Genomic DNA, 12,937 nt, shown 5'->3' with positions numbered 1-12,937 from the left:
GACGGCCCGTCAGCACGATGACACAGGCCGCCGGGGCGGCCGGGCATACCGCTACGAGCCGCCCGAAGGAGTCGAATACGTGATATCGGCGACCACGACGGCGCAGCCTGAGAAGAGCACCTCCCGGAACACACGGAACACAAAAGGCGGACTCGCGGCGGACCATGGGGCCTGGTTCCTCGTCCTGCCGGCGCTGATCCCCATTCTGTTACTGAGCGTGGGACCGCTGCTCTACGGCATCGCACTCGCCTTCACGGACTCACAGGCCGGGCGCACCGAGCCCACCCAGTGGATCGGCACGCTCAACTTCCAGGACCTCCTTCACGACACCCTGTTCTGGGACTCGTTCCGGATCGGCCTGCTGTGGGCGGTCGGCGTGACCGTCCCGCAGTTCCTGCTCGCACTCGGCCTCGCACTGCTGCTCGATCAGCGGCTGCGGCTGCGCTGGCTCGCCCGGGCGCTGGCCATCGTCCCCTGGGCGATGCCGGAGGTCGTCGTCGGCATCATGTGGCGGCTCGTCTACAACCCGGACGCCGGCATCCTCAACGAGACGATCCGTGATCTGGGCCTCGGCGTGGGCCGGGACTGGCTCACCGGACTCGCCACCGCGCTGCCGGCGGTGATCATCGTCGGGATCTGGGCCGGCATGCCGCAGACCACGGTCGCCCTGCTCGCCGGACTGCAGAACACCCCTCACGAACTGCACGAGGCGGCCGCACTCGACGGCGCCGGCGCCTGGCGCCGGTTTTGTACCGTCACCTGGCCGGCGCTCAGGCCCGTCGCGCTCGCCATCACCGCCCTCAACTTCATCTGGAACTTCAACTCCTTCGCCCTGGTGTACGTGCTCACGGGCGGCGGGCCGGGCGGCCGGACCCGGCTGCCCATGCTGTTCGCCTACGAGGAGGCCTTCCGCTACGGCCAGTTCGGGTACGCGGCGGCGATGGGCTGCGTCATGGTCGCCGTCATCTCGGTGATGCTCGCCTTCTACCTCGTGGGACGGCTCAAGGGAAGCGAGGACGCATGACGGCCCAACGCATCGGCAGAGCAGGGCGCGCCGGGCAGTACGCCGCACTGCTGGCATATCTGGTCTTCCTCGCCTTCCCGTTCCTCTGGCTGATCTCGACCGCGTTCAAGCCGCCGCGCGAACTGGGGTCGCTGCATCCGACCTGGATCCCCGAGGATCCGACCCTGGCGAACTTCCGGCAGGCCTTCGACGAGCAGCCGCTGCTCCGGGCCGCCGGCAACAGTCTGGTCGCGGCCCTTGCGGCGGCGCTGGTCGCCGTGGTGATCGCGACCCCCATGGCATACGTCATGGCCCGCAACCGCGGCAGGCTCACGACGGCCGCGACCGGCTGGGTGGTCGTGAGCCAGGCGTTCCCCTTCGTCCTGGTGATCATTCCGCTCTTCCTGATCCTGAAGAACTTCCATCTGATCAACACCCTGTCCGGCCTGATCATGGTGTACGTCGTGTGGTCGCTGCCGTTCGCGCTGTGGATGCTGGTCGGCTATGTGCGAGCAGTGCCACGGGAGTTGGAGGAGGCCGCGGCGGTCGACGGGGCAGGACGGCTGCGTACCCTCGTGTCCGTCACCGCGCCGCTGCTCGCGCCGGGCATCGTTGCCACCGCGCTGTTCGCGTTCATCACCGCGTGGAACGAGTTCTTCTTCGCGCTCGTCCTGCTCAAGACCCCGGAGAAGCAGACGTTGCCGGTCGTCCTCACCCACTTCCTGGGCGCGGAGGGCGTCGCCGACCTCGGGCCGCTCGCCGCGGCCGCGTTCCTCGCGACGATCCCCTCGCTCGTCATCTTCGCGATCATCCAGAAGCGGATCACGGGCGGCATGCTCGCCGGGGCGGTGAAGAGCTGATGGGCGTACGGAAACCACGAAGCCGAGCGCTCACGGCAGCCGTCGCCGCACTCGTCCTGCTGGTGACCGGCTGTTCGGGCGGCCAGGCGCGCGACGACGGCACGATCCGGCTCCGCTTCCAGTCGCTGGCATGGCAGAAGGAGTCCGTCGACGCCAACAAGGAACTGGTCGAGGAGTGGAACGCCGCCCACCCGGACATCCAGGTCGAGTACGTCCAGGGCAGTTGGGACAGTGTTCACGACCAGTTGCTGACCTCGTTCGAGGGCGGCGAGGCACCCGACATCATCCATGACGCCTCCGACGACCTCGCCGACTTCGCCTACGGCGGCCGGCTCGCGGATCTGAGCGAGCTGCTGCCCGAGCGCCTGAGATCGGACATCCCGGAGCAGAGCTGGGAGTCGACGACATTCGGCGACGGCATCCACGGCGTCCCGTTCCTGCAGGAGCCGCGGGTACTGATCGCTAACAAGAAGATCCTCGAGTCGTCCGGGGTCCGGGTGCCGACGGCGGAGAAGCCGTGGAGCTGGGCGGAGTTCCGTCAGGTCACCAAGGACCTGACGGCGAGGATGGGGGAGGGGAAGTACGGCATCGCCTGGCCGCTCAAGGAGCCCGTGTCCGTCACTCTCAACCTCGGCCTCTCCGCGGGTGGTCGGCTGTTCCATATGGGCGACGACGGAAAGGTCACCATCGACTTCACCGAAGGCGACTCCGTGGTGCCCGGCACCATCCACGACCAGGTCGACGTCGACGGGAGCGCCTCGCGCAGCACGCTGGGGATGGGCGGCTCGGACTCGCTGCCAGGATTCTTCGGCGGCAAGTACGCGATGGTGCCACTCGGCTTCTCGTACCGGCAGCAGATAGTCCAGCAGGCACCGGAAGGCTTCGAGTGGACTGTTCTGCCGGCGCCTGCCGGGGCCGGCGGGCCGCTCCAGGGCGTGAGCCCGCAGACCCTGTCGGTCTCCGAGGACAGCGCGCACAAGAAGGAGGCCGTGCAGTTCATCGACTTCATGCTGCGGCCGCCGAACATGGTGCGGCTGGCGAAGGGCGACTGGATGTTGCCGACCGGCATTCAGGCGCTGAAGGACCCTGCGCTGCACACGCAGAAGGACGGCTGGGCGACCGGGGCCGCTCTCGCAGCAGATCTGCGCCCGGCACCGGCACAGTCGGTGCGCGGCTATCCGGAATGGAAGGACAAGGTGGCCACCCCCGCGTACCAGGAGTACTACAGCGGCGCGATCGACGAGGACGAACTGAGGAAACGGCTGGTGGAGGACGGGAATCTGGTGCTGGCCCGCTACCAGCGCTGACGGCGCGACGACCGGCAGGTCGCCGCGCCGCGCGGTGCTCACCGGGGCTGCCGTCAGGCGGCCCTCCCAGGTGGCGGGGGCGGGGCGGGTGACAGGCCCGCTGCAGATGCCGCCCGCACCCCGCCCGACGCTCCCGCGTCACACCCGAACCGGCTCCGTCCCCGCGGCCCCCGCGTCGGTCACCGGCCCGGCCACCGGCCGGGCCGGCTCGTCGTGGGTCAGATCCGGCAACCACCGCAGCCACTTCGGGAAGTACCAGTTCCGGTCCCCCAGCAGCGCCATGACCGCCGGCAACAGCACCCCGCGGATCACCGTCGCATCGATCAGTACCGCGGCCGCCAGCCCGACACCCATCTGCTTCATCGACTGCATCGACAGCGTTCCGAAGATCGCGAAGACCGCGACCATGATGACCGCCGCGCTCGTCACCACGCCCGCCGTCGTCACGACACCATGGGTGATGGCCTCGCGTGTTCCGCGGCCCTGGAGCTTCGCCTCGCGGATCCGGGACACCACGAAGACGTGGTAGTCCATCGACAGGCCGAAGAGGATCACGAACAGGAACAGCGGCAGCCACGCGATGATCGCGCCGACCCCCTCCGCGCCGACCAGTGACGCGCCCCAGCCGTGCTGGAAGACGGCCGTCAGGATGCCGTACGCCGCGCCGACCGACAGCAGATTGAGCACGATCGACGTGACCGCGATCGTCAGCGAACGGAACGACAGCAGCATCAGCACGAAGGCGAAGATGACGACGAAGGCGAAGACGGGCGCGACCGCCCCGGTCAGCTGGTCGTTGAAGTCCTTCGAACCGGCGACCTGCCCGCTGATCGGCGCCTCGACGCCCTCGACCTTGCCGAGGGTCGCGGGCCGGACCTCGTCCCGCAGCACTTCCAGGCTCTTCTCGGCCCGGTCCTGGTCCGAGCCGCCGACCAGGGGGACGTACACGAAGGCGAGGTTCTGCTCCGCGTGGGTGACGACCTCCACCGGGCCCTCGGACGCGCCGGACGTCACCGCCTGCTCCCGGAAGTCGGCAATGGCGTCCCGTACGGTGGCCGCGCCGATGTCGTCGGCCCTGACCACGACCTCCGCCGGGTCGACGCCCCCGGGGAACGCCTCGTTGATCCGCTGGTAGGTCGCCACGATCGGCACCGAGTCACCGAACTCCTGGTCCAGCGTGAAGTTCTGGGTCTTCATGCCCAACGCGGGCAGTGCGATCGCGACCAGCGCGCCGGCCGCCACGACCAGGGAGACCAGCGGCCGCCGCAGCACGCCGCCGAGCACCCGGCTCCACACCCGGCTCTCGACGCCGTGGCCGCCGGCGGCACGCCTGCGCCGGCCGACGAACGGTAGCCGGCCCTTGTCGACCCGCTCACCGAGGAGTGAGAGCAGCGCCGGCAGCACGGTGACCGAGCCGACCATTGCCACGGCCACCACGATCAGCGAGGCGAGGCCCATCGACTCGAACTCACCGATGCCGGTGAAGAGCATGCCCGCCATGGCGACACAGACCGTCACACCGGAGACGACGACGGCGCGCCCGCTGGTCGCCGCGGCGATCATGATGGCCGTTCGGCCGTCCCGGCCGGCAGCCCGCTCCTCGCGCTCACGCCGCAGATAGAACAGGCAGTAGTCGACACCGACGGCGAGACCGACCAGCAGCATCACCGAGTTGGCCGTCTCGCTCATCGGCATCACATGGCTGACGACGCCCATCAGACCCATCGTCGCCATGATCGCGGTGATGGCGAGCAGCACCGGCAGCAGCGCGGCGACCAGTGCGCCGAAGGCGATCAGCAGGATGCCCAGTGCGACGGGGACGGCGGAGAGCTCGGCCCGCTGGAAGTCGTCACCGAACGCCTCGTCGAAGGTCTTGCCCATGCTGGCGCTGCCGAGTTCTTCGATCCGCAGCTCCTTGTGCTTGTCCTGGACGCCGGCCACGGCGTCGAGGACCGGGTCGATCCGTTCGCTCGCGGTCTCCGGGTCGCCGCGGACGTCGAACTGCACCAGTGCGCTGCGGCCGTCCCGCGAGATGCTCTTGGTGTCGTACGGCGAGGTGATGTTCGTGACCTCGCGGGTGCCGTCGACGGCACGCATGACGTCGTCGACCGCCTTGCGGAACGCCGGGTCGGTCGCCGTGACGGAGGCGTCGCGCGCCTGGACGAGTACGGTCTCGCCGGCCGGCTCGTCGATCCCGGCCTCCTCCGTGATCCGCGCGGCCTGTGTGGTCTCGCCCGACAGCTGTTCGCTTTCCTTGAGTTCGACCCGGCCCGCAGCCGAGCCCGCCACCATGGCGAGCAGGACGAACAGCACCCAGATCCCCACGGCGGCCCAGCGGTGCTGAGCGCTCCAGCCGCCCGCCCGCGCGGCGATGCCGCGCGGGCCCCTTCCTGCTCTCCCCATGACAGGCATGTCCCCTCGTATGTGCGTACGTTCATCGCGTATGGCCGCGGGCATGTGTGCGGAGGTGTGTGAGTCGAGTGCACGAATGCCCATATCCGTGACCTGTACATGGGGCGTATGTGTGCGATTTCTGAACACGGCCCCCAGGCACCCTTCGAAGCTATGGGCGTATTCAGGCCTTCTCCTCCTGCCGGGCGGTGACTTGGAACATGCGGGGTCTCCTCCTCATGGACGGTGCCATCCCCGACAAGAAGGATCGAAGCCCCTTACAACTAAGGGCCCTTGAGGGTCGCGTCCGACTTGGATCGTGATGGCCGATTTCTTATTACGAAACCTTGTTGACTGAGTCACAGCTGCATGAAGGTCTTGATCTGTGCGCGTCAATCGGTCAGGGTTTCGAACCAGCCCCGGGAGATTTTCCGTCCACGGGGCGATCCCCCCACAAAAAGATGACGAGGAGACCCCTCTTCATGGCAACTCACAAGCGTGCGAGCCGGATCAAGCTCACCGCCGCCATAACCGCCGTGGCCGCCGCAGCAGGCGTCACACTGCTCAACACATCCTTCGCCGGAGCGGCAGCTCCCGCCGAGGGCAAGATCTACGGTGCGAACGCCGAAGGTGCCGTCGCCGGCAGCTACATCGTCATGCTGGACGAGAAGACCGACAAGAAGGGCCTGGCCAAGGAGTACGGCGGCACGCTGAAGCGCAACTACAGCTCCGCCATCAACGGCTTCTCGGCCAGCGGTCTCAGCGAGACCGAGGCCAAGCGTCTCGCCGCCGACCCGGCCGTCGCCAAGGTCGTCCAGAACAAGAAGTTCACCATCAACGCCACCCAGGACAACCCGCCGTCCTGGGGCCTCGACCGCGTCGACCAGGCCGACACGGCCGGCGACAGCAAGTACACCTACCCGGACGGCGCCGGTGAAGGCGTGACCGCGTACGTCATCGACACCGGCGTCCGCGTCTCCCACAAGGACTTCGAGGGTCGCGCCACCCACGGCTTCGACGCCGTGGACAACGACGACTCCGCCGACGACGGCAACGGTCACGGCACCCATGTCGCGGGCACCATCGCCGGTACCGCGCACGGCGTCGCCAAGAAGGCGAAGATCGTCGCCGTCCGGGTGCTCGACGACAACGGCTCGGGCACCACCGAGCAGGTCGTCGCCGGCATCGACTGGGTCACCCAGAACCACCAGGGCCCGTCCGTCGCCAACATGAGCCTCGGCGGCGGCGTCGACGAGGCGCTCGACGAGGCCGTGCGCAAGGCCATCGCGGCAGGCGTCACCTTCGGCGTGGCCGCCGGCAACGAGTCCTCCGACGCTAGCCAGGGTTCCCCGGCCCGGGTGCAGGAGGCCATCACCGTCGCCTCCTCCACCAAGGACGACGCCCAGTCGGACTTCTCCAACTTCGGCGGGATCGTGGACATCTACGCCCCGGGCTCCGACATCACTTCGTCGTGGAACGACAGCGACGAGGGCACCAAGACCATCTCCGGCACCTCCATGGCGACCCCGCACGTCGTCGGCGCCGCGGCGGTCTACCTGGCAGGCCACCAGGACGCCACCCCGGAGCAGGTCGCCGCGGCCCTCACCGAGGGTGCGACGGCCGACAAGATCACCAACCCGAGCGAGGGTACGCCCAACAAGCTGCTGAAGATCGTCGAGTGACCGACGGTCCGCGCTGCTGAACGGCGGTCGCCGTGCCCTCCCCCACGGGGCACGGCGACCGCTTATCGTTCCAGGCATGACGAGGAAGTATGCGGCACTCCTGCGCGGGATCAACGTCGGTGGCAGCAGGAAGGTCCCCATGGCGGAACTCCGTGCCGTCCTCAGCGGTTTGGGCCACGGCGACGTCGCCACGTACCTGCAGAGCGGCAACGCGGTGTTCAGCAGTGGGGAGAAGGACGAGGACGCGCTCGCCGCCGGTCTGGAGCAGGCCATCGAGAAGGCGTTCGGCTTCCGCGTCGACACCCTGGTTCGCAGCGGCACCTATCTGCGCGCCGTGGCCGACGCCTGCCCGTTCCCGGCGGCCTCGCTCCAGGGCAGGCAACTGCACGTCACGTTCTTCTCCGAGCCGGTCGACGCGGACCGGTTCGCATCCGTCGACGCGGCGGCCCATCTGCCTGAGGAGTTCCGGCTCGGCGACCGTTCGCTGTATCTGTACGCGCCGGACGGACTCGGTCGCTCGAAGCTCGCCGTCACCCTCTCCCGGCCCGGCCTGCTCGAGGGGGTCGTCGCCACCAGCCGCAACTGGAACACCGTCGTCAAACTCGTGGCGATGACCCGTGACTGACTCCCCACGGGCCTGGGGGGACGCGGAAGTGGCCCGTTCGAACGGTTTGTGAATGGCCCAGGGAAGCGTGCCACTTGCCGACTAGGGTCGTGGATATGCCCACCACGGACACCGGGACCAAGACCGCCGTCGACTTCTACTTCGACCCCGCCTGCCCCTTCGCCTGGATCACCTCACGCTGGCTGCTCGAGGTCGAACGCGAGCGTGCGCTCGACCTGCGCTTCCGGGTGATGAGCCTGTACCTCCACAACCTCGGCAACGAACTGCCCGGCTGGTACCGCGAGTTGGTCGACAAGTCGATCGGCCCGGTGCGGGTCGCCGCCGCCGCGGCCGAGCGGCACGGAGACGAAGTGCTGCGCGACCTCTACACCGCCTTCGGACCGGCATCCATCATGAGAAGAACGAGGACTTCGACGAGGTCGTCATGAAGTCCCTCGCCGCGGTGGGACTGCCCGCCAACCTGGCTGAAGCCGCGCACGACCCCACGTACGACGCGGCTGTCCGCCGCAGCCACGACGCCGGCAAGGACCCGGGTGCCGACGCCTATGTCGGCACGCCGACGATCCACGTCGACGGCACCGTCTGGTTCGGACCGGTGCTGAACTCGGTACCGCGGGGCAAGGAGGCCGCGCAGCTCTTCGACAGCTTCCGGGTGCTCGCGAACCACCCGGACCTGTTCGAGCTGAAGCGCGCCCGCACCGGCGGCCTGGTCTTCGACTAGGCGTCCGCCCCGGCGGCCTGGTCTTCGACCCGGCGTCCGCTCCCGGCTCGGCTGTCGCGTTTGTTCAAGACCCCGGTCCGGGGCCCGCCCTACCGTCACTGCCATGAACAAGCAGACCGTGTTCCCCGCCCTGACCGAATGCGCCGCAGAAGCGGTCCGTGTCGCCCGCGGTGTGGACCCCGCACGACTCGCCGGGCCGACGCCCTGCGCCGACTGGGACGTCCGGACCCTCGTCAACCACCTCGTCCTCTACACCTCCCACGGCCTGGAACACCGGGCCCTGCGCAAGCCGTTGCCCGACGAACTGACCGGGCGGGACTTCACCGCCGACGCCGACTGGGCGCAGGCCTACGCGGAACAGATGGAGCGCGCCCTCGCGGCATGGCGGGACCCGGCCGTCTGGGAGGGCGGGATCGACCTCGGGTTCACCGCCATGCCGGCACCCGAGATCGCCTCGCTGATCACCAAGGAGCTCGCCGTCCACGGCTGGGACCTGGCCCGTGCCACCGGCCAGGAGTTCCGCACCACCGAAGCGACCGGCGCGCTGATCCTGTCCGTGGTCGACGCCCACGCCGAGGTCTACCGCCAGTACGACGGCTTCGCCGAGCCCGTAGTGATGCCCGCCGCCGCGACCCCCTTCGAACGGGCGCTGGCGAACTCCGGACGCGACCCCCGCTGGAGTGCCCCCGTCACCACGTGACCGACGCCGGTGGGGTGTCACGTGACAAGGCCATGGAACGAAGCTCTGCTAGGCGGTGGCCGCCAGCAGCTGCTCGGCCCGCGCCTCGTCGTAGCGGCCCAGCAGCAGCCGTGCCAGCTCCGGCGAGGGGCCCAGCACGTCCGCCACGACGTTCGCCCCGCCGGCGTCCGCGCCGACCGCGATGCGGTCGGGAAGCCGGCCGGGGGCGATCACGTACGGAGCCACCGCGACACGCGCGAAGCCGTCCGCCCGGAGCGAGCGGACCGCGTCCTCGGTGCGCGGAAGGGATGCGGAGGCGAACGCAGGTCGCACGGCGCACCAACCGGTGTGCCGCAGCTCCCGCGCTGTTTGGACGATCACTGCGATCGCCTCCGGGTCTGTGGAGCCCGCGGCGGCCAGCACCAGGCCCGTCGAGCTCTTGTCCGCGGGCGTGAGGCCCGCCTCGTACAGCCGCCGCTCGACGGCGGCGAGCAGCAGCGGCGACGGGCCGAGGACCTCGGCCTGCCGGATCCGCAGCGCCGGCGGCGCCTGGCGGAGCACGGTGGGGATGTCCGCCTTGGCGTGGAAGGCGCGTGTCAGCAGCAGAGGCAGCGCCACCACGTCCCGTACGCCTTCGGCCGCCAGACGGCCGAGGACCTGCGGCACCGAGGGGGCGTTGAAGTCGAGGAACGCGGTCTCGACGCGCAGCCCAGGCCGCAGCGACCGCACCCGCCCCGTGAGGGCGTGGACGGTCGCGGCGTGCCGCGGGTCGCGGCTGCCGTGCGCTATGACGAGGAGGACAGGGCTGCTGTGGTGCATCGCCGGCTCAGCTCCTGACGAGAAGACCGCGGCTGCGCAGCACCCACCGCTCCAGCGGACTGAAGATCAGCAGGTCGATCGCGATGCCGACGATCAGAATCAGGACGATGGCGAGGAACACCCCTGGCATGTCGGCGTTGTTGCGGCCGTTCTCCAGCAACTGGCCGAGCCCGAGGCCCAGGTCGGGGGAGGAGGCGATGATCTCCGCAGCCATCAGCGAACGCCACGAGAACGCCCAGCCCTGCTTCAGGCCCGCCACATACCCCGGCAGCGCCGCCGGCATCACGATGTGCCAGGCGCCCTTCAGCCCGGTCGCGCCGAGCGTGCGGCCGGCCCGCAAAAACAGCGGCGGCACCTGGTCGACACCGGACACCAGTCCATTCGCGATCGAGGGGACCGCGCCCAGCAGGATCACGGCGAACATCATCTTGTCGTTCAGTCCGAGCCAGATCACGGCCGGCGGCACCCAGGCCACGGACGGCAGCGACTGCAGACCGGACAGGATCGGACCGATCGCCGCACGCACGAACTTGACCCGTGCGACCACCAGCCCGAGCGGCGTGCCGATGGCGAGAGCCAGCAGGAAGCCGAGCAGACCACGAGAGACGCTGGTCCAGATGACCTCGAACAGTGTGCCCTTCAGCCACATGTCGGACACGCTGTCCCACACCGCGGACGGCGCCGGCAGCTTGTAGTCCTCCGTGACCTCCGCCCACACCAGCAGCTGCCAGGCGACGAGGACCAGTGCCACGGCGGCCAGCGGCGGCAGCACCTTGTGCAGCAGCACCTCGCGCACCGGCGTGCGGTTCACCTGGACCGCGTCCAGCGCGTCGAGGCCGGCCTCCAGACCCGCCAGGTCGTCGGCCTTGTCCGTGCCCTTCCCGGCAGTGGTCGTATCAGTGCTGGCCATGTCGGCGGATCTCCCCACGCAGTTCTTCGGTGATCTCGACGGACAGCTCCGCCACCGCGGTGTCCTCGATGCGTCGCGGCTGGTCGATGTCGACGGTCCACTCACGGGCCACGCGTCCCGGCCGTGACGACAGCAGCACCACCCGCTGGGCGAGCCGCACCGCCTCACGGACGTTGTGGGTGACGAACAGGACCGACACGTTCGTCTCCCGCCAGATCCGGGTCAGCTCGTCGTGCAGCACGTCCCGGGTGATGGCATCGAGCGCCGCGAACGGCTCGTCCATCAGCAGCAGCCGGCTGTCCTGCGCCAGGGCGCGGGCCATGGCGACCCGCTGCCGCATGCCGCCCGACAGCTCGTGCACCCGCTTGCGGAACGCGCCGCCGAGCCGCACCAGCTCCAGCAGCCGCTCCGCCTCCTGGCGCCGCGCTCCCTTCGGCACGCCGCGCAGCTTGAGCGCGAGTTCGATGTTCTTGCCCGCGGTCAGCCACGGGAACAGGGCGTGCTCCTGGAACATCAGCGCGGGCCGGCCACCGGGGGTCTCGATGGACCCCGCGGTCGGCCGGTCCAGTCCGGCGACCAGGTTCAGCAGCGTCGACTTCCCGCAGCCCGAGGCCCCGAGGAGGGTGACGAACTCGCCCGGCGCGACATCGAGCGTGATGTCGTCCAGCACGAGCTGCGGCCCGGCGGGCCCGTTGAAGGACTTGGAGACATGCCCGAGGCGCGCCGCGTACTCGTGCTCGACACTCACGCGGTCCTCGGCCTTGGCGATGGCAGTGGCCATGGTCGTCACCTCCTGGGAACTCGGCTGCTACGGGTTACTTGACGCCGAGCCCGGCGTCGGCGACCGCGGGGCCGCCCTGGGACTCGAGGACCTTGTTCAGCGGCTTCAGGTCGTAGATCCCGGCGAGGTCGGGCTGCTCCAGCAGACCGGCCTTCACCGCGTGGTCCGCCTGCGCGCCGAGGGTCGCCGCCAGTGGGTCGTCGGTGAACCGGATCGACTTCCACGCCGGGTCGATCACCTCGGGCGGCAGTGACTTGCCGGTCAGCTCCTCGATCTTGGCGTTGGCCGAGGCCTTCGCCTCCTCGGGATGGGCGTTGATCCACTTGTTGGTCTTCACCGTGCCGCGCAGCACCGCCTCGACGACGCCGGGATGCTCCTTCAGGAACTTCTGCGACACGATGATGTTCGTGATCACGAACTTCTTGCCGGGCCACAGGTCCGACTCGTCGAGCAGCACCTTCGCACCGTCGCTCACCAGCTTCGACGCGGTCGGCTCCGGCACCCAGGCGCCGTCGACGGAACCGGACAGATAGGCGCTCGGCGTGACCTTGTTGTCGCTGCGGACCACGGAGACATCGCCCTTGCCGGTCTGGGGGTCGACCTTCCAGCCCTGCTCGTCGATCCAGTTGAGGAACGCCACGTCCTGGGTGTTGCCGTGCTGCGGAGTGGCGATCTTCTTGCCCTTGACGTCGTCCAGGGACTTGATCTTCTTCGGGTTCACGACGAGTTTCACGCCGCCGGACGCGGAACCGCCGATGATCCGCAGGTTGTCGCCGCCCGACTTGACGTAGCCGTTGACGGCGGGGGAGGGGCCGATGAAGCCGATGTCGATCGAGTCGGCGTTCAGCGCCTCGATCTCCGAGGGCCCGGCGTTGAAGGAAGCCGTCGACAGCCGGGTGCCGCCCAGCTCCTTCTGGATGATGCCTTCCTGGTGACCGACCAGGGCGGTGGCATGGGTGAGGTTCGGGAAGTACCCGATCCTCACGGTGTCGAGACCGTCGATCTTCTCGCCCGTGACGGCGGGAGCGACCGAGTCGTCCTTGGCCTGGGAGCCGTAGCCGCACGCCGTGAGGACCACGGCGAGGAGCGGCAGTGCGGCTGCGGCGGCGAGGCCGCGCCCCAGGAAGGTACGAGTGGCATGCACGGGAGGGGTTCCTCT

At 69.3% G+C, this 12,937-nt stretch carries 11 protein-coding genes and 1 pseudogene; 7 read left to right on the top strand and 5 right to left on the bottom strand.

What is annotated here, in order from left to right:
- Nucleotides 1-82 precede the first annotated feature (82 nt).
- From IE198_RS03915 to IE198_RS03905, 3 genes are read left to right on the top strand one after another with little or no spacing between them, the layout of a single operon-like run.
- Nucleotides 83-1,024, top strand: a complete 942-nt coding sequence (locus IE198_RS03915; protein WP_373299761.1) for a carbohydrate ABC transporter permease — start codon at nt 83-85, stop codon at nt 1,022-1,024.
- Nucleotides 1,021-1,863, top strand: coding sequence for a carbohydrate ABC transporter permease (locus IE198_RS03910; RefSeq protein WP_189882556.1), 843 nt, complete (start codon nt 1,021-1,023; stop codon nt 1,861-1,863). The genes IE198_RS03915 and IE198_RS03910 overlap by 4 nt, the downstream gene beginning before the upstream one ends.
- The gene (locus IE198_RS03905) at nt 1,863-3,170 is read left to right on the top strand and encodes an ABC transporter substrate-binding protein (RefSeq protein ID WP_189882555.1); all 1,308 of its coding nucleotides are present in this window, start codon (nt 1,863-1,865) and stop codon (nt 3,168-3,170) included. The genes IE198_RS03910 and IE198_RS03905 overlap by 1 nt, the downstream gene beginning before the upstream one ends.
- 138 nt (nt 3,171-3,308) lie before the next feature.
- Here IE198_RS03905 and IE198_RS03900 read toward each other — a convergent pair whose 3' ends face one another.
- The gene (locus IE198_RS03900) at nt 3,309-5,573 is read right to left on the bottom strand and encodes an MMPL family transporter (protein ID WP_373299753.1); all 2,265 of its coding nucleotides are present in this window, start codon (nt 5,571-5,573) and stop codon (nt 3,309-3,311) included.
- 470 nt (nt 5,574-6,043) lie between these two features.
- On the opposite strand from IE198_RS03900, the gene IE198_RS03895 reads away from it, so the two are divergent.
- The 4 genes and pseudogenes from IE198_RS03895 to IE198_RS03880 all read left to right on the top strand — a co-directional run bounded on the left by IE198_RS03895 (nt 6,044) and on the right by IE198_RS03880 (nt 9,289).
- The gene (locus IE198_RS03895) at nt 6,044-7,243 is read left to right on the top strand and encodes a S8 family peptidase (protein ID WP_189882550.1); all 1,200 of its coding nucleotides are present in this window, start codon (nt 6,044-6,046) and stop codon (nt 7,241-7,243) included.
- Between the two features lie 76 nt (nt 7,244-7,319).
- Entirely contained in the window at nt 7,320-7,868 is a 549-nt protein-coding gene (locus IE198_RS03890; protein ID WP_189882548.1) for a DUF1697 domain-containing protein, read from the top strand.
- 95 nt (nt 7,869-7,963) lie between these two features.
- A pseudogene (locus IE198_RS03885) lies at nt 7,964-8,589 on the top strand (mycothiol-dependent nitroreductase Rv2466c family protein).
- A gap of 103 nt (nt 8,590-8,692) precedes the next feature.
- Nucleotides 8,693-9,289 carry a TIGR03086 family metal-binding protein gene (locus IE198_RS03880; RefSeq protein WP_189882546.1) on the top strand — a complete coding sequence of 199 codons (597 nt, stop codon included), beginning with the start codon at nt 8,693-8,695 and terminating at the stop codon, nt 9,287-9,289.
- A gap of 48 nt (nt 9,290-9,337) precedes the next feature.
- Here IE198_RS03880 and IE198_RS03875 read toward each other — a convergent pair whose 3' ends face one another.
- Genes IE198_RS03875 through IE198_RS03860 form a run of 4 tightly spaced genes read right to left on the bottom strand, consistent with a single transcriptional unit; the run spans nt 9,338 to nt 12,922 of the window.
- A complete protein-coding gene (locus IE198_RS03875; protein WP_189882544.1) occupies nt 9,338-10,087 on the bottom strand; it encodes a sirohydrochlorin chelatase in 750 nt (249 codons plus the stop codon).
- Between the two features lie 7 nt (nt 10,088-10,094).
- Nucleotides 10,095-10,997, bottom strand: a complete 903-nt coding sequence (locus tag IE198_RS03870) for an ABC transporter permease (protein ID WP_189882542.1) — start codon at nt 10,995-10,997, stop codon at nt 10,095-10,097.
- Complete coding sequence (locus IE198_RS03865) at nt 10,984-11,778, bottom strand: ABC transporter ATP-binding protein (RefSeq protein WP_189882540.1); 795 nt, start codon at nt 11,776-11,778, stop codon at nt 10,984-10,986. The genes IE198_RS03870 and IE198_RS03865 overlap by 14 nt, the downstream gene beginning before the upstream one ends.
- Before the next feature lie 34 nt (nt 11,779-11,812).
- Nucleotides 11,813-12,922, bottom strand: a complete 1,110-nt coding sequence (locus tag IE198_RS03860; protein WP_189882538.1) for an aliphatic sulfonate ABC transporter substrate-binding protein — start codon at nt 12,920-12,922, stop codon at nt 11,813-11,815.
- Nucleotides 12,923-12,937 lie beyond the last annotated feature (15 nt).

Source organism: Streptomyces xantholiticus, assembly GCF_014651015.1.
Lineage (GTDB): Bacteria > Actinomycetota > Actinomycetes > Streptomycetales > Streptomycetaceae > Streptomyces > Streptomyces xantholiticus.
Note: the sequence above shows the minus strand (reverse complement) of the source record. Positions and strands in the feature narration are given on the sequence as shown.